Origin of the sequence: Crossiella sp. SN42 (assembly GCF_023897065.1) — a bacterium.
Classification (GTDB): domain Bacteria; phylum Actinomycetota; class Actinomycetes; order Mycobacteriales; family Pseudonocardiaceae; genus Crossiella.
Genome location: NZ_JAMHIV010000006.1, coordinates 113,223 through 134,862, shown reverse-complemented (window position 1 = coordinate 134,862; position 21,640 = coordinate 113,223). Strand labels below are relative to the sequence as shown.

19 protein-coding genes, 1 tRNA gene and 1 pseudogene are annotated in these 21,640 nt (G+C 70.9%); 12 read left to right on the top strand and 9 right to left on the bottom strand.

The window, feature by feature from the left end; genetic code table 11:
• Positions 1 to 13: 13 nt before the first annotated feature.
• The 5 genes from M8C13_RS09215 to M8C13_RS09195 all read left to right on the top strand — a co-directional run bounded on the left by M8C13_RS09215 (position 14) and on the right by M8C13_RS09195 (position 5,815).
• On the top strand, positions 14 to 949 hold the full coding sequence (locus M8C13_RS09215; RefSeq protein WP_252480078.1) for a carbohydrate kinase family protein: 936 nt from the start codon (positions 14 to 16) through the stop codon (positions 947 to 949).
• The gene (locus tag M8C13_RS09210) at positions 946 to 2,817 is read left to right on the top strand and encodes a transketolase (RefSeq protein ID WP_252480077.1); all 1,872 of its coding nucleotides are present in this window, start codon (positions 946 to 948) and stop codon (positions 2,815 to 2,817) included. Before M8C13_RS09215 ends, M8C13_RS09210 begins: the two co-directional genes overlap by 4 nt.
• The gene (locus M8C13_RS09205; protein WP_252480076.1) at positions 2,814 to 3,473 is read left to right on the top strand and encodes an HAD family phosphatase; all 660 of its coding nucleotides are present in this window, start codon (positions 2,814 to 2,816) and stop codon (positions 3,471 to 3,473) included. The genes M8C13_RS09210 and M8C13_RS09205 overlap by 4 nt, the downstream gene beginning before the upstream one ends.
• A 66-nt stretch (positions 3,474 to 3,539) precedes the next feature.
• Complete coding sequence (locus M8C13_RS09200; RefSeq protein ID WP_252480075.1) at positions 3,540 to 4,805, top strand: aspartate aminotransferase family protein; 1,266 nt, start codon at positions 3,540 to 3,542, stop codon at positions 4,803 to 4,805.
• Positions 4,806 to 4,819: 14 nt separating this feature from the next.
• Positions 4,820 to 5,815, top strand: a complete 996-nt coding sequence (locus M8C13_RS09195) for a zinc-binding dehydrogenase (RefSeq protein ID WP_252480074.1) — start codon at positions 4,820 to 4,822, stop codon at positions 5,813 to 5,815.
• Position 5,816: 1 nt separating this feature from the next.
• On the opposite strand, the gene M8C13_RS09190 is transcribed toward M8C13_RS09195, so the two are convergent.
• The gene (locus M8C13_RS09190; protein WP_252480073.1) at positions 5,817 to 7,013 is read right to left on the bottom strand and encodes an MFS transporter; all 1,197 of its coding nucleotides are present in this window, start codon (positions 7,011 to 7,013) and stop codon (positions 5,817 to 5,819) included.
• Between the two features lie 5 nt (positions 7,014 to 7,018).
• Positions 7,019 to 8,380 (bottom strand): trehalose-6-phosphate synthase, encoded by a 1,362-nt coding sequence (locus tag M8C13_RS09185; protein WP_252480072.1) that lies wholly within the window; start codon positions 8,378 to 8,380, stop codon positions 7,019 to 7,021.
• Between the two features lie 79 nt (positions 8,381 to 8,459).
• Here M8C13_RS09185 and M8C13_RS09180 point away from each other — a divergent pair, with 79 nt between their 5' ends.
• Both M8C13_RS09180 and M8C13_RS09175 read left to right on the top strand, forming a co-directional pair.
• A complete protein-coding gene (locus M8C13_RS09180) occupies positions 8,460 to 9,260 on the top strand; it encodes an N-acetyltransferase (RefSeq protein ID WP_252480071.1) in 801 nt (266 codons plus the stop codon).
• Between the two features lie 193 nt (positions 9,261 to 9,453).
• Positions 9,454 to 10,002, top strand: coding sequence for a snapalysin family zinc-dependent metalloprotease (locus M8C13_RS09175; RefSeq protein WP_252480070.1), 549 nt, complete (start codon positions 9,454 to 9,456; stop codon positions 10,000 to 10,002).
• A 64-nt stretch (positions 10,003 to 10,066) separates the two neighbouring features.
• Here M8C13_RS09175 and M8C13_RS09170 read toward each other — a convergent pair whose 3' ends face one another.
• Both M8C13_RS09170 and M8C13_RS09165 read right to left on the bottom strand, forming a co-directional pair.
• Positions 10,067 to 10,402: a tetratricopeptide repeat protein gene (locus M8C13_RS09170; protein ID WP_252480069.1), complete on the bottom strand. Its 336-nt coding sequence runs from the start codon at positions 10,400 to 10,402 to the stop codon at positions 10,067 to 10,069.
• Between the two features lie 280 nt (positions 10,403 to 10,682).
• Positions 10,683 to 11,891: an ROK family protein gene (locus M8C13_RS09165; protein WP_374213043.1), complete on the bottom strand. Its 1,209-nt coding sequence runs from the start codon at positions 11,889 to 11,891 to the stop codon at positions 10,683 to 10,685.
• Between the two features lie 141 nt (positions 11,892 to 12,032).
• Here M8C13_RS09165 and M8C13_RS45345 point away from each other — a divergent pair, with 141 nt between their 5' ends.
• The 4 genes from M8C13_RS45345 to M8C13_RS09145 all read left to right on the top strand — a co-directional run bounded on the left by M8C13_RS45345 (position 12,033) and on the right by M8C13_RS09145 (position 16,276).
• Positions 12,033 to 14,294 (top strand): sensor histidine kinase, encoded by a 2,262-nt coding sequence (locus M8C13_RS45345; protein WP_252480068.1) that lies wholly within the window; start codon positions 12,033 to 12,035, stop codon positions 14,292 to 14,294.
• Between the two features lies 1 nt (position 14,295).
• On the top strand, positions 14,296 to 14,943 hold the full coding sequence (locus M8C13_RS09155) for a response regulator transcription factor (protein WP_252480067.1): 648 nt from the start codon (positions 14,296 to 14,298) through the stop codon (positions 14,941 to 14,943).
• 157 nt (positions 14,944 to 15,100) lie between these two features.
• Positions 15,101 to 15,733: a response regulator transcription factor gene (locus M8C13_RS09150; RefSeq protein ID WP_185001885.1), complete on the top strand. Its 633-nt coding sequence runs from the start codon at positions 15,101 to 15,103 to the stop codon at positions 15,731 to 15,733.
• A gap of 39 nt (positions 15,734 to 15,772) precedes the next feature.
• Positions 15,773 to 16,276 (top strand): Pvc16 family protein, encoded by a 504-nt coding sequence (locus M8C13_RS09145; RefSeq protein ID WP_252480066.1) that lies wholly within the window; start codon positions 15,773 to 15,775, stop codon positions 16,274 to 16,276.
• A gap of 6 nt (positions 16,277 to 16,282) precedes the next feature.
• On the opposite strand, the gene M8C13_RS09140 is transcribed toward M8C13_RS09145, so the two are convergent.
• Positions 16,283 to 17,212 (bottom strand): cation diffusion facilitator family transporter, encoded by a 930-nt coding sequence (locus M8C13_RS09140; protein WP_252480065.1) that lies wholly within the window; start codon positions 17,210 to 17,212, stop codon positions 16,283 to 16,285.
• 71 nt (positions 17,213 to 17,283) lie between these two features.
• On the bottom strand, positions 17,284 to 18,963 hold the full coding sequence (locus M8C13_RS09135) for an SDR family oxidoreductase (protein WP_252480064.1): 1,680 nt from the start codon (positions 18,961 to 18,963) through the stop codon (positions 17,284 to 17,286).
• 100 nt (positions 18,964 to 19,063) lie between these two features.
• Here M8C13_RS09135 and M8C13_RS09130 point away from each other — a divergent pair.
• Positions 19,064 to 19,138: transfer RNA gene (locus M8C13_RS09130), tRNA-Arg, on the top strand.
• 875 nt (positions 19,139 to 20,013) lie between these two features.
• On the opposite strand, the pseudogene M8C13_RS45750 reads toward M8C13_RS09130, so the two are convergent.
• The 3 genes and pseudogenes from M8C13_RS45750 to M8C13_RS09115 form a co-directional block, all read right to left on the bottom strand.
• Positions 20,014 to 20,445, bottom strand: a pseudogene (locus tag M8C13_RS45750) (recombinase family protein); the annotation flags it as partial.
• A 524-nt stretch (positions 20,446 to 20,969) separates the two neighbouring features.
• Positions 20,970 to 21,125: a hypothetical protein gene (locus M8C13_RS09120; protein ID WP_252480062.1), complete on the bottom strand. Its 156-nt coding sequence runs from the start codon at positions 21,123 to 21,125 to the stop codon at positions 20,970 to 20,972.
• A 34-nt stretch (positions 21,126 to 21,159) separates the two neighbouring features.
• On the bottom strand, positions 21,160 to 21,624 hold the full coding sequence (locus tag M8C13_RS09115; RefSeq protein WP_252480061.1) for a hypothetical protein: 465 nt from the start codon (positions 21,622 to 21,624) through the stop codon (positions 21,160 to 21,162).
• Between the last annotated feature and the right edge of the window lie 16 nt (positions 21,625 to 21,640).

Genomic DNA, 21,640 nt, shown 5'->3' with positions numbered 1-21,640 from the left:
CAGGGTGCTTTCCATGACGAGTCCACCGGAAACGCGCTACGACGTGGTGGTCGTCGGAAATGCCACGATCGACTACACCCTGCGCATCGGCGCGGCGCTCCACCCCGGCCACAAGCAGGTGGCGCACGAGCTGGCCAGGGCGGTCGGCGGGGAGGCGACCAACGCCTGCCTGGTGATGAGCGCACTCGGCCTGCGCACCAACTTCGTCGGCCGTTTTGGCGCCGATCCCGACGGCGAACAGCACCGCCGTTTCCTGCTCGACCACGGCTGCGCGGTCGAAGGCTCGATTCTGGTGCCGGGCGCCGACCACCATTTCGCCGCGGTGGTGGTGGACGGAAATGGCGAACGGACCATCGTGACCCAGAAGAACCCGGCGCTGACCCCGGACAACACCCAGCTGCCGCCAAGCCTGCTGCGCCGCTGCCACGCCTTCTTCTCCGACGGCAGGGAAGCCGAGTTCAGCCGGTACGGGCTGGCGGCCGCCAAGGGACTTGGGGTGCGCACCTTCGCCGACGCCGAGGACGCCGACTGGCTCGGCGCCGCGCTGGCCGACATCGACGAGCTGATCGTGCCCGAGCACGTGGCCGTCCGGTTCGCCGGCACCGAGGTGATCGAGGACGCCGCGCGCAAGCTGCTGGCCGACGGCCCCGAGGTCGTGGTGGTGACCCTCGGCGCGCGCGGCTCGGTGGTCGCCGACGCGGACGGCCGGGTCGAGCAGGTGCCTGCGGCCCCGGCCACGGTGGTCGACTCCACCGGCGCGGGCGATGCCTTCCACGGCGCCTACGTGGCCGCCCGGATCGCCGGACTCGCCCCGGCGAAGGCCGCCGTGGTGGGTGCGGTCGCGGGCGCGGCCACCTGTGAGCACGTCGGCCCGCGCGCGCCGGGACCGGAGATCGCGAGGCGGTGCGGGCCGCTGCTCGGCCTGGCCGAGGGAGGAGACCCGAGATGACCGAGCTCGCAGGTAGCGAAGTGACCAGGACTCAGCTGCGCCGGCTCGCCGACCAGCTCCGCGCGGACGCCATCCGCACCAGCACCGCGGCCGGATCGGGGCATCCGACCTCGGCGATGTCCTGCGCCGATGTGGTCGCCACGCTGATGAGCCGCCACTTCCGCTACGACTGGGCCGATCCCGCGCACCCGGACAACGACCGGCTGGTCCTGTCCAAGGGGCACGTCTCCGGGCTCTGGTACTCGGTGCTGGCCGCGGCGGGCGCGATCGAGGTCGAGGAGCTGTCCACCTACCGCCAGCGCGGTTCCCGGTTGCAGGGCCACCCGACGCCCGACCTGCCCTGGGTGGACGTGGCCACCGGCTCGCTCGGCCAGGGACTGCCGATCGGGGTCGGCATGGCGCTGGCCGCGCGGCTGGCCAGCCGCCCGTACCGGGTGTGGGTGCTGTGCGGGGACGGCGAGCTGGCCGAGGGCTCGATGTGGGAGGCCTTCGACAAGGCCGCGATCCACGGGCTGGCCAACCTGACCGCGATCATCGACGTGAACGGCTACGGCCAGTCCGGGCCGGTGCCGCACCGGAGTCCGGCCGAGACCTACGCGGCCCGGCTGCGCGCCTTCGGCTGGCAGGTCGCCGAGGTGGACGGCCACGACCTCGACCAGGTGGACGCCGCGCTCGCCCAGGCCGGCGCCAACGCCGAGCCGCTGGCCATCGTCGCGCGCACGGTGAAGGGCCAGGGCTTCGAGGAGATCACCCACCGCGCGGAGATGCACGGCGCGGCCCTGGACGAGGCCACCGCCCGCCGCGCGCTGGCCCTGATCGAACCGCCGGAGCGGGTGCGGCTGACCGGACCGCCGCCGCCGCGCGGGCCGGTCCCACCGCCGCCCGCCCGGACCGAGGTCCGGCTCCCCCGCTACGCCGTCGGCGACCTGGTCGCCATCCGGGACGCCTTCGGGGACGCGCTGGCCGAGCTGGGCGAGCGCCCGGAGGTGGTGGTGATCGACGGCGACGTGACGGTGTCCATGCGCACCGACCGGTTCGCCGCCCGGCACCCCGGCCGGTTCATCGAGACCTACATCGCCGAGCAGCAGATGCTGGGCACCGCGGTCGGCCTGTCCGCGCGCGGTTTCACCCCGGTGGTCTCCACCTACGGCGCGTTCCTGAGCCGGGCCTACGACTTCGTCCGGATGGCCGCGATCTCGCGGTCGCACCTGGTGCTGGCCGGTTCGCACGGCGGGGTGGAGATCGGCCGGGACGGCCCCAGCCAGATGGCGCTGGAGGACCTGGCCGCGCTGCGCGCGATCCACGGCTCGGTGGTGCTCTACCCCAGCGAGGCGGTCTCCGCGGGGGCGCTGACCAAGGCCGCGCTGGACACCGAGGGCATCTGCTACCTGCGGATCACCCGGAACGCCCGGCTGGTGCTCTACGGCAGCGACGAGCAGTTCCCGGTGGGCGGGTCCAAGACGCTGCGCTCGGACGAGCGGGACTCGGTGGTGCTCGCGGCCGCCGGGGTGACCGTGCACGAGGCGCTCGACGCGGCGGATACCCTTGCCGCACAAGGGATCCACGCCAGGGTGCTGGACCTCTACTCGGTGAAGCCCTGTGACACGGCCGCGGTCCGGCGGGCGCTGGCCGCCACCGGCGGACGGCTGGTGGTCGCCGAGGACCACCGGCCCGAGGGCGGTCTCGGTGCGGCGGTGTTCGAGGGCCTGGCGGAGCAGGAGATCACGTATCGTGCCCGGCACCTGGCGGTGCGGACCATGCCCGGTTCCGCCTCGCCCGCCGAACAGCTCGACCTGGCCGGGATCTCGGCCGGGCACATCGCGGCCGCGGCCCGCGACCTACTTCGAGGCGGTGACCTGGACCGGTGAACGGCCACTTCGACCTGGTGATCTTCGACTGCGACGGCGTGCTGGTGGACAGCGAGCGGCTCTGCGTCCAGGTCGAGGCGGAGCTGATCACCCAGACCGGGTGGCCGCTGACGCCGGCGGAGGTGGCGGGCCGGTTCCTCGGCAAGTCGGATGAGCACATGCTGGCCGAGATCGAGCGCCAGGTGGGCCGGGCGCTGGGCGCGGACTGGCTGGCCGGGCTGCACGAGCGCTACCGGGACCGGTTCCGCCGCGACCTCACCGCGGTGCCCGGCGTGGTGGCGGCGCTGGACGCGATCGCCGCCGCGGGGGTGCCGACCTGCGTGGCCTCCAGCGGCACCCCGGAGAAGATGGCCACCACGCTGGGCATCACCGGGCTGGCCGACCGGTTCGACGGCCGGATCTTCAGCGCGGTGGAGGTCGAGCACGGCAAACCGGCGCCCGACCTCTTCCTGCACGCCGCCAGGAAGATGGGCGTGCCGCCGGACCGCTGCGCCGTGGTGGAGGACAGCCCGGCAGGCGTCGCCGCCGGGCGGGCGGCCGGCATGACGGTGCTCGGCTACCGCACCGAACTGGTGCCGCCGGGCGCGCTCACCGGCGAGCGCACCATTGAGTTCGAGGACATGCGCGAGCTGCCGCGACTGCTCGGTTTGCGCTGAATTCCTTTATTCGCAACCACTCTTACCCGTCCATAGAATTTCCTCTGTCAGCCAAGAGGAGGTTCGATGGCTACCAATCTGGTGGGCGACGTCAGGGAGTTGTACTCCTACAGCGTCGGAACGGTCACCATCGTCGACGGGGAGGGTGTTTACGCCTGCGACGCCGAGGGGAACAAATATCTCGACTGCGCCGCTGGCACTTTCAACCTGAGCATCGGTTATCGCCATCCCGCACTGGTCAAGGCGATTCAGCAACAGGCCGAGCTGCTGGTGCACGCGTCCTCGTCGTTCCAGAACCACCCGGTGAACGAGCTGGTGCGCAAACTCGTCGCGGTGTCCCCGGAGAACATCCAGCGCGTGCACCTGAAAGTGGCCAGCGGATCGGATGCCAATGAGGGCGCGATCAAACTCGCCCAGCGGGCCACCGGCCGCCGGGACGTCATCAGCCTGTTCCGCGGCCACCACGGCCAGACCATGGCCACCACCGCGATCTCCGGGAACGCCTTCCGCCGCGCGCCCTTCCCGGAGGTGGGGATCAGCAGGCTGATCGTGCCGGACCCGTACTGCCACCGCTGTTTCTATGGGCAGCGGCGGGAGACCTGCGGCCTGATGTGCGTGAACCGGATCGACGACTTCATCGAGTTCGCCAGCTCCGGCAGTGTCGCCGCGGTCATCGTCGAACCGATCACCGGCAACGGCGGCAACGTGGTCGCGCCGGAGGGTTATCTGGCCCGGCTGCGCGAGTTCTGCGACGAACGCGGCATCGTGCTCATCTTCGACGAGATCCAAACCGGAATCGGCCGGACCGGCCGGATGTTCGCCGCCGAGCACTTCGGCGTGCAACCGGATGTCCTCACCATTGGCAAGGGTCTCGGCGGCGGCGCGCAGGTGGCCGCGATGCTCTCCGATCCCAAACTGGGGCCATTGGAGACCGAATACCTCTCCTTCACCTCCGGCGCGAACGTGCTGGCCGCCGCGGCGGCCAACGCCGTGCTGAGCGTGGTGGACGACGAGGCTTTCCTGGCGAATGTGCGCGAGGTAGGCGCACATATTTTGGGCAGGCTGACCGAACTCCGGAAACGGCACCGGTGCGTCGACGACATTCGCGGCGTCGGCCTGATGATCGGCTTTGAAGTGGTCGACCAGGACGGCACGCCTTCGCCCGCGCTGACCAACGAGATCGTCCGGAAAGGCCGGGAGCACGGCCTGCTGTTGCGTTCCTCGCGGTACGGCCTCGGCAACGTGGTGAAGATCCGTCCGCCGCTGATCCTGACCCACGAGGAGGCGGACCTCATCTGCGACCGGCTGGACCGCGTCCTCACCTCTCTCTGAAAGGCACGGACAACATGCATGTCCTTCAGTTCCGCGGACCCGGTGAGCTGGCGCTGGAACAGCGGGCCGCCCCGCCCGCGCCCGGACCGGGTCAGGTGACCTTCCGGCCCACCCTGGCCGGGGTCTGCGGCACCGACCGGGCGATCTACCTCGGCCGCTACCACTGCGAGCCGCCCAGGGTGCTCGGGCACGAGGCGGTCGGCGTGGTGACCGAGGTCGGCGAGGGGGTGAACAGACTGCGGCCCGGTGATCGGGTGGTGCTGGACCCGACCCAGTCCTGCGGCCGCTGCGACCGGTGCCTGCGCGCGGAGAGCAGCCACTGCGCGAACAAGTCGGCGCTGGAGATCGGCGTCGGCCGGGACGGCGCCTTCGCCCAGCTGCTCACCGTCGAGGAGCAGGCGCTCTACCCGTTGCCTGCCGACGTGCCGGACCGGCGCGGCGTGCTGATCGAACCGCTGGCCTGCGTGCTGACCGGGCTGCGCGCGGCCGCGGTCGGCCCGGCGGACCGGGTGGTCGTGCTGGGCGGCGGCCCGATGGGCGTGCTCTCCGCCCTGCTCGCGGCCCGCTGGGCGGCGCGGGTCAGCCTGGTCGAGCCCGACCCGTACCGGCGCGAGCTGGCCGCGGCGGTCACCGGCCTGACCCCGCTGGCCGGGCTCGACGAGTCGGCGTCCCCGCCGCCGACGGTCGTGGTGGACACCACCGGCTCGCTCCTGGAACTGGGTCTGCGCACGGTGCAGGACGGTGGCCGGGTGCTGTTGCTGGGCTGCGACACCGCGGCCACCGCGACGATCCGGCCCTTCGACCTGACCGGCCGCTGCGTCAGCCTGATCGGCAGCTGCGACTACCACGCGCAGGTGTTCCCGGCGGCGATCGAGCTGATCCGCGGCCTGCCCTGCGAGGAGCTGGTCACCGACGTCTTCCCGCTCACCGAGTCCAAGTCGGCCTTCGAACTGCTCGCCCTCGGACCCGGCAGCGGTTACGGCGCGGGCAAGCTCGCCTTCGCTCCCTAGCTCACTGCCGGGCGGTCGGCTCAGGCTGCTTCTTCTTCCCGAGCACGGCCTGGGCCGACGCCCCGAGCGGGCCGATCAGCGCGGCCAGCAGTCCCACCACCACGAACGCCACCGCCAGGCTGCTGACCTGGGCGATGCCGCCGACCAGCGGTGATCCGGCGAAGGAGCCGCAGTAGGCCACCGTGGTGACGAACCCGATCTCGCGCGCCCCGTCGCCGCCGTTGTCCCGGCCCGCCTTGCCCGCCATCGCCAGCGCCACCGGGAAGGCGTAGGCCAGGCCGACCCCGGCCAGCGCGAAGCCCAGGTAGCTGGCCAGGGCCGAGGGCACCAGCACCGCGCCCAGCAGGCCGAAGGCGGCGATCACGCTGGTGCAGACCAGGATCCGGGCCGCGCTCCACCGGTTGCGCACCTGCTCGCCGAACAGCCTGGCCACCATCATCGAGGCGGCGAAAACGGTGTAGGCCAGCGCGGCCGCGCCCTCGGACACACCCCGGTCGCCGACCAGGAACAGCGCGGACCACTTGCCCGCGGTGCCCTCGGCGATCACCGAGCACAGCGCGACCCCGGCCAGCAGCCACAGCGCGGGCAGGCGGAACGGCGCCCGGCCCGCGCTCCCGGCCGCGTCCTGCTTCGGCTGGCCGGTGAGGTCCTTGGGAATGGCCCGCAACGCGGTCAGCGTGACGGCCAGGCCGACCACGCCCACCACCAGCAGGTGCGCCTGCGGACTGATCTTCAGTCCGGCGGCCAGCGCGGCGGCCAGGGAGGCGAGCACGCCGCCGATGGGCAGGGCCGCGTGGAAGATCGACATCACCGGCCGGTCGAGCCGCTGTTCCATGGCGGCCGCGGCCACGTTCATCGCCACGTCGAGCAGGCCGATGCCCAGCCCGAGCACGACCAGCGCGATACCGAAGGCAACCACCGTGGTGACCGAGCCGAGCAGCGGCAGCATCAGGCAGACCAGCAGCGTGCTGGCCGCCAGCATCCGGCGCGCGCCGAAGGCCATGCACAGCCTGCCGGCCAGCGAGGCCGCGATGATCATGCCGATGCTGGAGCCGGTCAGCGTGATGCCGAGGATGCCGACGTCGGCCCCGATCTGCTCCACGATGCCCGGCAGCCGCGGCGTCCAGCTGCCGTGGGTGAAGCCGCTCAGCGCGAAGAACGCCGACACCGGCGCCAGGCGGCGGATGTCCTGTCGCATGGATCTCACCTTTCCGCGAGCAGCGCGAGCACGCTGTCGGCCCAGGACTCCCAGGTGTGCGGCGCCACGGCCGCGCGCAGCCCCGCCGAGGGGCTGGTGAGCAGCGCCCGGCGGAGCGCCTCGGCCTGCTCGGCCACGTCGAAGGGGTTGACCACCAGCACGTGCTCGCCCAGCACCTCGGCCGCGCCCGCGTTCTCCGAGAGCACGATCCGCAGCCGGTCGTTGAGCATGGCCGCCTCGAACGGCCCGACGTTCTGGCCGTCGACCACCGAGTTGGCCACCAGCACGTCGGCGTGCGCGTAGGCGCCGAAGGTGGCCGCCACGTCGTTGACCTGGACCACCCGCACGGTTTCCGCGCCCAGCTCCTTGTTCGTCAGCGCCGCCTCGGCCTCGAGCTGCTCCAGGTAGCGCAGGTTCGCGGTGTGCCCGAGGTGGTGCGGCGCGGCGCGCACCAGCAACCGGCTCTCCCGCAGCCGCGGCTCCCCGTCCAGGGCCAGCCGGAAGGCCTGGATCGCCCTGGGCGCGTTCTTGATCGGGTCGGTCCGGCCGTAGTGCACGACCAGCGGACGCCCCGCCGCCCATTGCGCGTCCTCCGGCGGGAACTCCGCCTGCCGCAACAGGTCCGGGCTGTAGCCCAGCGGCTGGACCACGACCCGGCCACCCAGCTCCGCGCCACCGAACTCCCGCGCGCAGTCCAGGATGTTGCGCGCCCACCGCTCGGCCAGCACCACGACCAGGTCCGAGCTCAGCAGGCCGCGGATCATCTCTTCTCGCATGTACCGCGGCAGTACCCGCAGCTGCCCGGGATCAGGCCAGGCCACGTGGATGACCGTGCAGATCGACACGTCCGGCACCGCCGCGCGCAACCGGGCGGGCAGCCCGGTGAACTGGTAGTCGTGCAGCACCACCCGCGCCCCGGGCTCGCCGCCGATGACCCTGGCGATCCGGTCCGCGTAGTCCTGGCAGAACTCGCCCATGGCCGCCCAGTCCCGACGGGTGCCCTCGTCGAAGGTGGGTTCGGACCAGCGGTCCCACACCCCGTGCAGCGCCTGCCACAGCAGCCCGCTGCTCGTCCGGTCCTGCACCGCGGCGAACACCTCGGCCCGGTGCTCGAGCAGGTGCACCCGGGCGGTGTGGCCCTCACCGATGGCCAGCTCGAACCCGTCCGGGTGCGCGCGGGCCAACTGGCGGTCACCGTCACTGGTCGCGCTCGATATCCAGGGCACGCCGGCGCCCAGCCGCCGCGCCATCGCGCTGACCACACCGGTGGCCGCGCCATGCGGATTTCGCGGCTCGACCGCGCCGGTGCGCGCATTCAGCCGAAACTCCGCAGGCCCTCGCTTGCTGACGAGAACAGTGCTGGTCATCACCGATCACAGTGAATAGCGCACCGGCCGGAGTGGCAAATGTTTGACCACTCCAACGGGCCGCACGCACACTCCGGGAATGAGCCTGGAGACGGCACGATTGCTGGAAAAGCTGGCGATCCACGCGTGGCCGGCGCTGAGTGTCGAGGATCTCGGCGGCTGGCGGCTCCGGTACGGCGCCGGGGTCACCCGGCGGGCCAACGCGGTGTGGCCGAACGAGCTCAGCGGCGCGGCGGACCTGGACACCCGGATCACCCAGGTCGAGAAGTTCTACGGCGAACGCGGCCTGCCACCGTCGTTTCAGCTGTCCCCAGCCGCTTTGCCCGGAGAACTCGACGAGGTGTTGGCCCGGCGCGGCTACCAGCGGAAGTGGCCCACCGCGGTCCAAGCCGCCGAGGCGGACGAGGTGCTCGACCGCACCGCCGCCCCCGGCGCGCCGGAAGTGCGGATCACCCCGGTCATCGACGAAGAATGGTTCGGCACCTACTGCAGATCCGAGTCGCCGCGAATAAGCGCGGACGCCGAGGAGTCCGAGGACCGGCTCACTCCGGAGAGCGCCGACATTCGCGCCAGGATCCTGCGCCGCATCGCACAGCCCACCGCCTACGCCTCGGTTCGCCTGGACGGCGAGCCGGTCGCGATCGCCTTGGGCGTGCGCGAGCAGGACTGGCTGGGCATCTACTGCCAGGCCACCCTGCCCTCGGCGCAGCGTAGGGGCGCGGCCCGCGCGATCCTGCACGCGCTCGCCCACTGGGGCCGGGCCGACGGCGCGAGAAAGCTCTACCTCCAGGTGATGGACGACAACCCGGCCGCACTGGTTCTCTACGACAAGGCCGGATTCCGGACCGTCTACCAAACCCACTACCGCGTGCTCGCCTAATTGCCGTCAGCTGACCCACAACCCGCCATTGGTCTGCACCGGCCACGACTACTCACCCGGGCCGACGGTCCTGTCTTTGCGCCATAACCCCAGGATTGGGGGGCATTGGTATATGCGTGGCCGTTGATGTGTGCGGCCCGGCGCGATTAGCTGGGGGCAGCTCTTTTCCCCCTGCATCGCTAGGAGATGAACCGTGCTCCAGAACAAGATCAGGCAGCTGGTGGTCGGGGTGGTCACCGCGGCGGCCTCGCTGCTCGTGGTCATCTCACCCGCGGCCGCGGAGCCCAGCGCGGTCCGAGTGATCAAGTACGACACCAGCCAGGCGCAGGAGTTCAAGGCGGCCTGGGACGAGGGCGCCAGGGTCTGGAACGCCTCGGTCAAGAACGTCCGGTTCGAGCCGGGCACGCCGGCCCAGGTCCGGATCCTGGCCGACAACGGCTGGCCGCGCGCCCAGGTGACCGGCCTCGGCCGCGGCACCGTGTGGATGGGCCGCACCGCGGTCAACGACGGGCACCACATCCCGCGGATCACCTCGCACGAGCTGGGGCACATCCTCGGCCTGCCGGACCGGCGCACCGGCCTGTGCGTCGACCTGATGTCCGGCGCCAGCGCGGGCACCAGCTGCAAGAACGTCAACCCGAACGCCGCGGAGAAGGCCCAGGTGGAGCGCAACTTCGCCAACGGCTTCGGCAGCGTGGAGCCGTTCAGCACCGACGGCAGGGAGTGGGCCCTCGCGGGCTGATCTCGAACAAGCGAAGCGGCCCGGCCGCGTTCCTGCCGCGACCGGGCCGTTCGTCTGTTCCTGCTCAGGCCACCCTGGCCAGCGCCTCCGCGTAGTCCTGGCTCGGCGAGAGCGCCGCGGCCAGCCGGAAGTGCGGCACCGACTCCGGCCGCCTGCCCGCGCGCTCCAAGGTGCGGCCGAGCAGAAACCGGACGTAGTGGTCGGTCGGGTCGGCCTCGGTCAGCTCGGTGAGCAGCCGCTCGGCCCGGCCCAGCTGCGCGGAGTGGTAGTAGGCGCGGGCGGCCAGCAGCCGCACCGAGAACTCCGCGTCCTCGCCCAGCATCGGCGCCAGCACCTGCAGCGCGCCCAGCGGGTCGCCCTGGGCCAGCAGCGACTCCGCCCAGCGGTAGTTCTCCAGCATCTCGACCCTCCACAGTGGACTCAACGGCGCTCGTGCACCGGCTCAACACCGTGTCAAGGCTGGGCATTCCCGGCCCGGAAGTAGGGGGAGCCCTGCCTGCTCCAGTGCCCTGGGGAAGCGCTGGGACCAGGCAGGGCTCGCAGCGCCGGCCGGGTGGGTCGGGATGCGGACATCCCGTCAGCCTGACGCCTACGGCCGAAGGCGGCAGCAGCGCAGCGGGCCTGCCTTCGACATACTTCAGAGTAGGCAGCCACGCTGACGTTTCGCTGACGCGTGGCGTTCAGCCGGTGTGCACATGGCGGTCGAACACGGTTTCCTCGGCCGCGCGCAGGCCGACCGCGACCGCCCCGGCCAGCACCGCGTCATCGCCCAGCTCCCCGCCGACCACGGTGGGCAGCAGCGGGCTGAGGTAGCGCAGCGCCCGCTCCATCGGCTCGATCAGCAGCTCGTAGTTGCGGCCGACCCCGCCGCCGAGCACCACCAGCTCCGGGTCGATCACCGCGGTCACCGAGGCGATGCCGTAGGCCAGCCTGGCCGCGATCAGCTCCACCACCCGCACCGCGGTCGGGTCCTGGGCGCGGGCCGCGTCGAACACGTCCTTGGCGCTGCGGGCCTGGTCAAGGCCCAGCTCGTGGGCCAGCTCGACCACCGCGCCGGCCCCGGCGGCCTGTTCCAGCAGTCCGCGCGGCGAGGGCGCCAGCTCGCCGGAGAGCACCGCCTGCTCGTCGAAGCGCCCGTACGGCAGGTAGCCGATCTCGCCAGCCGCGCCGTGCGCGCCGCGGACCAGCTGCCCGTCCATCACGATCCCCATGCCGACCCCGGTGCCCACGGTGACCAGCACAAACGCCCGCGCCTCCCGGGCGGCGCCGCGTTCCCGCTCGCCGAGCGCGGCCAGGTTCGCGTCGTTCTCCACCACCAGCCCCGGCCCGAGCACCGACTCCAGCTCGTCCAGCAGGCCCTTACGGCCCCAGCCCGGCAGGTTCGGCGCCAGCTGCAGCGCCCGGCTGTTCCGGTCGGCCACCCCTGGGCTGCCGACCACCTTGGCCACCACCTGGTCGAACCGGATCCCGGCCGAGTCGACGATGCGGTCGGCCAGCTCCCTGACCTGCCGCACCAGCGCGGAGGCCGAACGGCACCGGTTGCGCTCGTCGCAGCGAGCCGCCTCGGTCCCGCCCAGGTCGACCAGGGACAGCCGGATGCGCTCCCGGCCGATGTCCACCGCGAGCACGTACCCGGCGGCCGGGTTGGCCTCGTAGACCACCGCCGAGCGCCCCGGCCCCGCCGAGGTGCGACCGGCCGGGCGCACCAGGCCCGCCTGCTCCAGCCCGAGCAGCGCCTGGCCGACCGTGGGCTTGGACAGGCCGGTGCCCTTGGCCACCTGCGGCCGGGTCGCCGGACCCGATCGGCGTAGCAGTTCGAGCACCGCACGCTGGTTGAGCACCCGCATGCTGGCCGGTGTTCCGACCGGATGGCTCGACTGGCCCGTCACGCGCTACCCGCTTTCCTCAACTGGTGCGTCAAAGTCTAGGACCGCGAGTGTGGGACGGGTTTAAGGCCTGACCAGTGACCTCAAGAATTCGGCGCCAGAACGTTGTCGCACTCAATGGGGGTATGCAGCACGATTACCCCCGTGTCGGGTTCGAGGGGGCGGATCATCCTGGTGGCGGCTTTCGCCGTCCTCTCCGTCGCGCTCGCGGTGGTGTGCGTGCTCAGCAGGGCACTGGCCCCCTCCGACGGCACCCTGGTCAACCGGAACGACTTCGCCACCCCGGACGGCGTGGTGAAGGTGCTGGGCGAGACCCGCGACGGCCCGTTGCAGGCGGGCGACGTGATCATCGCCATCGACGGCCGGGACACCAGTGAGGGCGCCAGGCGGCCGGGCGGCCCGGCGTTCCGGGAGGGCCAGACCCTCGACTACGAGGTGCTGCGCGGGAGCGAGCGGAAGATCATCCGGGTCACCCTGACCCAGTACCCGGTGCTCGGCCAGCTGATCCACAACTGGCCCAACCTGCTGGTGCTGTTCCTGCTCTTCGGCGCCGCGGTCTACCTGTTCGCCCGCCGTCCACGGGACCCAGCCGCACGGGCCGCGGTGGTCGCCTCCTCGATCGCCATGATCACCCTGGCCGGGTCGGGCTACTTCGGCATCGAGGCGCTGGACCTGGTCTCAGGCGAGCAGTTCTACCGCTGGTACGGCGGCCAGATCTTCTGGGTGCTGCTGTGGGGCGGCATGCTGCACTTCGCCCTCGCCTACCCCGAGGTGACCACCAAGGCCAGGTACGGCCTGCTGCTCGCGCTCAGCTACGGCGGCGGCCTGCTGCTCTACGGGGCCACCCTCGCCATCGGGCTGCCCATGACGGACAACCCGGTGGAGGCGCTCAACGTCTGGGCCTCGCCGATCCGCACCGTGCTCTTCGTCTACCCGCTGCTGGTCTTCGGCGTGCTCGTGCACAAGTACCGCGCGAGCACGAGCCACCTGACCCGGATGCGGCTGCGCTGGCTGGCCGCCTCGCTCGGCCTGGCCGCGGTGCTCTACGCGCTGTTGTGGGGCCTGCCGGTGGCCCTGTTCGGCGAGGAGATCTTCGCCTACCAGTACCACGTCCTGGTGTTCCTGCCGGTGCCGCTGACCGTGGCCATGGCGGTGCTGCGCTACCAGGTGATGGACATCGAGGTCGTGCTCAGCCGCTCGGCGACGTACGTGATCCTGTCGGTGTTCGTCGTCTGCGGGTACCTGGTGCTGGTCGGCCTGCTGCGCTGGCTGGTGCTGCCGCACTCCAACGACCTGGCCGAGCAGGCGGTGGCCGCGGCGGCGGCCGCGCTCATCGTGCTGCCACTGCACGACCGGCTGGCGAAACTGGTCAACGAACGCCTCTTCGGCTACCGGGACGACCCCTATCGGGTGGTTTCCGCGCTCTCCGCCAGGCTGGAGCAGACCCAGACGCCGGAGGCCATGCTGCCCGCGCTGGTGGAGACCATCGGACACGCGTTGCGGCTGCCCTACACCGCGATCGAGCTGGAGCGGGACAAGGGGCTTGAGGTGGTCGCCGCCTACGGCGAGGAGATCGGCGAGCCGGTCCGGCTGCCGCTGGTCTACCAAGGTGAGCGCATCGGCGATCTGGTGGTCTGCCCCCGCGGTGCCGGTGAGGAGTTCAACGACCCGGACCTGCGGGTGCTCACCGACGTGGCCCGGCACGCCGGCGCGGTGGCCTACACCGCCCGGCTGACCACCGACCTGGCCCGCAGCCGCAGCAGACTCGTGCGCGCCCGCGAGGAGGAGCGGCGGCGGCTGCTGCACGACCTGCACGACGGGGTCGGGCCCACGCTGGCCGCGGCCGCGCTGGGCCTGCAGGTGGTCCGGCAGGTGATGAACACCAACCAGGGCGCGGCCGAGGAGATGCTGAGCAGGCTGGAGGACGAGCTGCAGGGCGCGATCGGCGAGATCCGCCGGGTCGCGCACGGGCTGCGGCCGCCGGTGCTGGACCAGCTGGGCCTGGCCACCGCGGTGCGCGAGCACGCGGCCACCCTGGCCGGGCGGATCGGCGGCAACGGCGACGCCCCGCTGACCATCGCGGTGGACGTCTCCGACCAGCTGCCCCCGCTGCCGGCCGCGGTCGAGGTGGCCGCCTACCGGATCGTGTGCGAGGCGCTGACCAACGTGGCCAGGCACTCCGGCGCGCAAAGCTGCCTGGTCCGGATCTGGCTGGACCGGGACCTGCACGTGGAGGTGCTCGACGACGGGCTCGGGCTCGGCGAGACCAGGCGCAACGGGGTCGGGCTGCGCTCGATGCGGGAACGGGCCGGGGAGCTCGGCGGTGACTTCCAGGTGGAGTCCCGTGACAAGGTGAGGGGAACCCGCGTCGCGGCGCGGTTGCCGGTGCCGAGGGAGGAAGCCTGAGTTGGACCAGCTCCGGATCCTGGTGGTGGACGACCACCCGCTGTTCCGCTTCGGCCTGTGCCAGACGTTGCAGCAGGTCCCCGACGTCGAGGTGGCGGGCGAGGCGGCCACCGGCACCGCCGCGGTGGCCATGGCCGACTCGCTGCAGCCCGACGTCGTGGTGATGGACCTGAACATGCCGGACTTCAACGGCGTGGAAGCGACCAGGCGGATCGTGCGCACCAGTCCGCACATCGGTGTCCTGGTACTGACCATGTTCGACGACAACGAGTCCGTCTTCGCCGCGATGCGCGCCGGGGCCAGGGGTTATCTGCTCAAGGGCGCGACCCCGGAGGAGATCGTCCGGGCCATCCGGGCGGTCGGGGAGGGACAGGCCATCTTCGGCCCCGCGATCGCCTCCAGGCTGCTCGGCTTCTTCGGCAACAACGCCCGTGCCCAGGTGGAGGCATTCCCCGAACTGACCGCCCGCGAGCACGAGGTGCTGGTGCTCATCGCCCAGGGCGAGGGCAACGCCGCGATCGCCCGCAAGCTCGTGATCAGCGGAAAGACCGTGCGCAACCACGTGTCCAACATCTTCTCCAAGCTGCACGTGGCCGACCGCACGGAGGCGATCATGCGGGCCAGGGAAGCCGGTTTGGGCGAAAACTAGCGACCATAAGTACCTTGCTTGTTGGAGATTTTCGGGGCTTGTATAACGATTAGTGAAATCGAAGCACAACGGGACAGCTAGTCCCATGTCCCTGGGACACCGGGTGGGCCACGCTCTCAAGGTCAGCGCAGCACTTGGCTTGAGGGGGCCAAACATCATGACGAACACGGAACGTGTTCCGGTTGTTCTGCACGCAACGGATGCGATCTCACGCGCGGGCGTCGCGGCCGCGCTTCGCTCCCGGCCGGAGGTCCTGCTGGTCGACTCACTGGAGGCCCGCCCGGACGCGGTGGTCCTCGTGGTGACCGACCGGACGGACACCCGGACCCAGCAACTGCTTCGGGGACTTCAGGTTCGGGGCAACACCAAGGTAGTGCTCATCGCAGGGGAGATGGACGACACGGACCTGCTGACCGCGGTGGAAACCGGGGTCAGCGCGGTGGTCCGCCGCTCCGAGGCCACCCCGGAGACCCTGGTCCGCCTGGTGCGGGCCGCGGCCGCCGGCGAGGGCGCACTGCCGCCGGACCTGTTGGGACGGCTGCTGAACCGGGTCTCCCGGTTGCAGCGCAACGTCCTGCGGCCGAACGGGATGAGCCTGGCAGGCATGTCGGAACGGGAGACCGACGTGCTCAGGCTGGTCGCGGACGGTCTGGACACCCGCGAGATCGCCGAGCAGCTGTGCTACTCGCAGCGCACGGTGAAGAGCATCTTGCACGACATCACCAACCGCTTCCAGCTGCGCAACCGCTCGCACGCGGTGGCGTTCGCGCTCCGGGAGGGGCTGATCTGAACCGCGGCGTTCGGGCCGTGTGCGAAGACGGGGAGCGTCATGGAGAACTCGTCACGGCCCGAACGGTCGGATGATGAGCCGACCGGCGGGGTGATCCGCGAGGTGGACACCGCGCTGTGCCGACTGCTGGGCAGCAGGTTGCCGGACGGGGTCGAGGTCAGGCTGGAACCACCGACCCCGACCTGGATCAACGAGGCCGACCCGCCGCCCGCGGTGCACGTGTTCCTCTACGAGATGCGGGCGGGCCGGGCACACCGGCCCGCCCGCGATCTCGAACTCTGTTATCTGGTCGCCGCGCGGGCGGGCAGCGTGGCTGGTGAGCACGAGCTGCTCGACGGCGCGCTGGACGCGCTCACCACGCAGGAGTCCGGACAGCCGGTGGCGGTGCGGCTGGCCGACCACGGGGTCGGCGGACTGTGGTCAGCGCTGGGAATGCCGGCCAGGGCCGCGTTCGTCATCTCGGTGACGGCCCCGCTGCCCGCCACCCCCGCCTCGCCGGTCCCGCTGCAGCCGGGCAACCGCGCCTGGCGGTTACCCGGCTGAGCGCTGCTACCAGGCCAGCTCCCGGCACTTGGCCTCGTGGCCCGCCGGTTCGACCTGCAACGTGGCGTGCTCGATGTGGTAGCGCTCGGCGAGCAGCTTCTGCGCCGCGGCCAGCACATCGGCGAAGTCGACCTCCGGCTTGGCGGTCAGGTGCGCCGAGGCCACCTCCATGCCCGAGGTCAGCGTCCACACGTGCAGGTCGTGCACCTCGATCACGTTGGGCAGCTGCTGGAGTTCCTGGGACATCTCGGTCACGTTCAGCCGTTCCGGCGCGTGCTGGAACAGGATGCGCAGTGCCTTGCGGCCCAGCACGTAGGCCCGGGGCAGCACGAACAGGCCGATGGCCACGCCGATGATCGGGTCCGCGTACTTCCAGCCGAAGATCATGGTCACCAGTCCGGAGATCAGCACGCCGACCGAGCCGATGGCGTCGGCCACCACCTCCAGGTAGGCGCCCCGGACGTTGATGCTCTCCTCCGCCCCGCCGCGCAGCAGGAGCAACGCGATCAGGTTGTTGACCAGGCCGACCACCGCGACCAGGGTCACCGGCAGCCCCGGCACCTCCGGCGGCGCGCCGAAGCGGTCCACCGCCTCGATCAGCACCCCGATGGCGACCCCGAACAGCAGCAGCGTGTTGGCCAGCGCCGCCAGCACCTCGGCCCGGTAGAGCCCGAAGGTGCGGCCCGCGGTCTGCGCGGCCCGGCGCGCCACGATGATCGCGGCCAGCGCCATGCTCACGCCGAGGACGTCGGTGAAGACGTGCGCGGAGTCCGACAGCAGCGCGAGCGAGGAGGTGAACAGGCCGACGGTCACCTGCATGACCAGCGTGACCAGCCCCAGGCCCACCGCCCACCACAACCGGCTCACGTACTTCGACGAAGCACTGGCGGCCTGCGCTACCGGCAACCCATGACCGTGCCCGTGTCCCTGCCCCATCTCACGCTCCCTTCCGGCACCCAACATATAGCGACATGCGCATATGAACAACGGTGACCCGGGTCACGCGGTCACCTCTTGGGCAGCAGGTCCACCCGCGCCGCGGCGCGCAAAAGCGCAGGTGAGAGCCGGGAGACCAGCAGTCCCAGCCGCGCTTCCCCGGTCACCGGCACCACCGCCACATTCCGCTCCACCGCGTCCAGCACCGCCGAGGCCACCCGCTCCGGCGCGAAGCCCCGCCGCAGGTAGCGCCGGGTGGTGATCTCCCGCAGTCGTTCCTGGGTGGCCGGGTCCGTGCCGGCGAACCGGGCCGAACGGGTGATGTTGGTGTGCACGATCCCCGGGCAGATCGCCGACACCCCGATCCCCCGCCCCGCCAGCTCCGCCCGCAGGCACTGCGCCAGCATCAGCACCGCGGCCTTGGTGGTGGCATAGGCGGGCAGGTTCCGCGTCGGCGTGTACGCGGCCATCGATGCGGTGACCACCAACTGTCCGCCCTCCCCTCGCTCCGCCAGCTGCTGGCCGAAGGCGCGCAAGGTGTGGACCACTCCCCACAGGTTCACGTCCACCACCCGCTCCCAGTCCGCCACCGAGGTGTCCAGGAACGCCCCGCTGACCGCGATCCCGGCGTTGGCCACCACCACATCCGGCACCCCCACCTCCGCCCGGACCCGCTCGGCCAGCGCCGCCACCGCGGCCCCGTCAGCCACATCCACGGCATAAGCGGTCCCGCCGACCTCCGCCGCCACCGCCGAGGCCCCCGCCCCGTCCACATCAACCACCACAACCTCGGCCCCCGCGGCAGCGAAGCCCCGCGCACAAGCTCGCCCAATCCCACTGGCCCCACCCGTGACCAGCACAACCTTCTCGCCAAACCGCGCCGAGCTCACCGCCGCCCGCAACCCCCGGCTGGCCGGCGCCCCCTCCACGTGATCAACGAACTCCCCCACCATCCGCGCCAGCGCCGCCGGATGCGTCCGCGGCACCCAGTGCCCGGCCCCCGGCAACTCCCGCCGCCACAACCGCTCCGCCCACCGCGCCGTCCCCGCCACGTGCGCCGGCGTCACGAACGGATCCCGCCCAGGCACCACCAACTGCACCGGCAACGAAGCCCACCGCTCCCTCGCCGACCGCACCAGTCCAGGCAGGTTCGCCCGGTAGAGCTCAAGTCCCCGCCGAACATCCCCACTCCGCACCCCGAACCGCCGCGCAAGGAAAGGAGCCACCAACTCCCCAGCCCAGGACCGGAAAACCCAGGTGTAGGCCGACCGCACCGCGATGGTCGCCAACCCCCGGACCCCGCCCCACGAAGGCCGCCGCAACGCCCCCCGAACCCACCACCCCAGGTGATCAAGGCAAGGCCCCGACACCGACGTGAACGAGGCGAACACCCCAGAATTTGTGGGATCGGTCACAGCCTCCCAAGCCTGCACCGACCCCCAGTCATGCCCCACCACATGCACCGGACGCCCCGGCGAAACAGCCCGAGCCACCGCCACCAGATCCGCGGCCAACCGCTCCACCCGGTACCCATCCCGCCCCCGAGGCCGCCCAGACCGCCCACAACCCCGCACGTCATACCGCACAACCCGGTACCGCCCACCCAGCTCCGCCACCACCCGCTCCCACAACGCGGCGGTATCCGGGAACCCATGCACGAACACGATCACCGGCGCCCCCGGCTCCCCCTCCACCCAGACGCCAAGCCGCAGGTCACCAGAATCTACTGAGCAGTAGCCAGCCTCGGTCATGCCTTCAGACGGTAGGGCGTGCAGACCCCCTCCGGCTATGCGCTAAGCTTCTCCTCGTCGCCGCGACACCGGGTTCAACCGGGGTACGGAGATCGGGTTAGCCCCCGTAGCTCAGGGGATAGAGCACTGCCCTCCGGAGGCAGGGGCGCAGGTTCGAATCCTGCCGGGGGCACCACACAGACCATCCCCTTGTATGGTCATATCTTTGTCGTCCATCGACATCTCCTCGCCTTCATCGGGCTCGTTCCGCCTTGGGAACGGGATGACCACCGCTTCTTCAGCGGTGCTGGCCACGGCTCGGATGGTCTCGCCGGTCAGCGTGATCCGACAGATCGCGACACGAGTCGTGAAGTCGTAGTGGATCTCCAGGCGGAGTGCCTCGAACAGGCGCCTGGACAGGTGGTCGGGGAGATCTTCAAGATCGAGCTGGCCGACTGGCAACTCGTCCAGCAGGATCGGATTCGGAGCAACCAGCTCCTGCTCCTCCAGCTCGTGCAACTGCTGTTGCAGCCTCTCCCGCTCGACACGCAGCTCCGCGCGACGTTCCTTGATGTCCCGGAACAGATCCGGCTCGTGCTCGTCGGCGACCTCCAGGCTCTGGATGAGGCGCCGGCTCCGCTTCTCGTTGTCGGTGATCTCCCGGCGCACGGCCGCCAGCCGCCGGAGGCGTTCCTTCCTGGAGTTGTCATCGAGCACACGGAGGTTGGCCGCCAGCAGATAACGGCGATGCTCACCGAAGACGTACTGGACAAGGAAGCTGTTCAGCCTGGGCAGGATCTGGTCCTCGCGCACCCGGAAGATCACCGGATGGTCTTTCGGCCGCCACGCCTTCTTGGGCGCGCAGGCGTAGTAGCAGACGTTCTTCTTGGTGTTGCCGAACATGCGACGACCGCACTTGGCGCAGAGCAGGTAGCTGCGGAGGCGGTACACCCGCATGGTTCCCGGCGCGCGCCCCATGCCTGCCGCTCCGCGGGACTTCTCGCGCCGCGCGGAGACCTGCTGGGCGAGCACGAAGGTCTCCAGGTCGACGAGTTGATCGTGCACCGGTGCCGGCGACCAGACCCATTCGCTGACGGGGTTGATCCGGTTCTTCCCTTTGCCCTTCCGGGCGCGCCGGTTCCAGACCATGTGCCCGGTGTACTTGGGGTTGGTGAGCAGCTCGCGCACGCTGGAGTAGGTCCAGTAGCCGAGCGCACGCGCCGGATCCACCGGGGTCGGGGGCGGGTTCAGCACGAGGTCCTCGTTGAGTTTGTCGGCGATGGCCTCGAACGCCAGCCCCTCGTTGACCCGCCAGCCGAACACCTTGGTCACCACCAGCCCTTCGACCTCGTGGGCGACCAACCGGGTCTTCTTGAGGCCCTTGGCCCGCTTGGCGGGCACCGGGTGCGGGATGTGGTGAGCGCGGAAGCCGTAACACGGCTTGCCGATGTTGTAGCCCTGCTCGGTGTGGGTCTCGAAGCCGTCCCAGCTCTTTTCGAGCATCTCCAGCACGTACCACTCGGCGACGCCCTGCTTGACCCGCCGCGTCAGCACCGCGGTCGACGTCTTGACCCGGCGGCCGGAAGCACCGAGGTCGAACGGCTCGTCGGAGGCGACCAGCCGGACACCCATCTCTTCAAGGCGGTGCTCGATCTGGGAGGAGATGTGGTTGCGCCTGCCGATGCGGCCGATTTCCTCGCAGATCACCACGTCGAACCGCCGGTTCGGGCCCTCAGCTTCCTCCAGCAGGTCCTGGATGCCGCCGTCCCGGGGGATGGCGATCTGGAACATCCCGTGGGCGTTGCCCCGGCTCCGTGCTTCCAGATCAAGGCGGCCGGACTCGATGTCGTAGAAGTGCGCGACGATCACGGCGTTGTCTGGCAGCGCGTTCTGGCAGTTGCGCAGCTGCCGCGGCAAGGACAACGTCGGATCCTGCAGGTCGTAGGTCGAAGTCCGTCCTGCCCAGGCCACCCGGATGATGCTGGGCTCGGTGCCACCGGCAGCACCGTTGAGCAGACGGCCGTGGTCTACGCGGCGTGGTCCTGACCAGTCGAGTAGCGCCCGCGGGCCAGCCATTCCAACACCTCCCGCATGACATGGGCCTGCGTGATCGCAAGCTCTCGGGCCTGCTGACCGTCCGCCTGGCGGATCTCGAAGATCACCCGGATGTCGCTCTCCGGCATTGGCACTTGGTGCTTCTCACGCCGTTCGCCAGGCTCAGCCATAGCTGCGTCCTCGACGTGAAGCTGAACGGGTCCAGGTGCGCGATCTTGCCGAGGCAAGCGTGAAGAACAGGTGCCGTTGCGAAGGACGAAGTTGCACCGGAGACGTGCCCGGCCACGCCTGGTCCGCGCAGAGGATCGCGACGCCGTACATGGCCGCGGCGTCCTCGCGCTCCCGTATGCGGTCATCGCTGCGACCCAGCCGAGAGAAGTCCGAGCACACGACGGCGTCGAAGTCCCGGTCGGGCGCGGCCAGCCAGCCCGCCAGTTCGGGCCACCCGCCGACGTGGAGGCTCGGCGCATCGGTCCGGTCGCCGAGTTCGGCAAGGCTGTCTGGCGCGGCAGGGATTGCGGTCCCGACGAAGACACGGACGATCCGCCCACGGTCCCCGAGGAACCGCTGGGCCGCGATCAGTTGACGGACAAGTGACCTCTCGACAGGGGATTCCGCAGAGCCCACACCGCTTTTGTTGGTA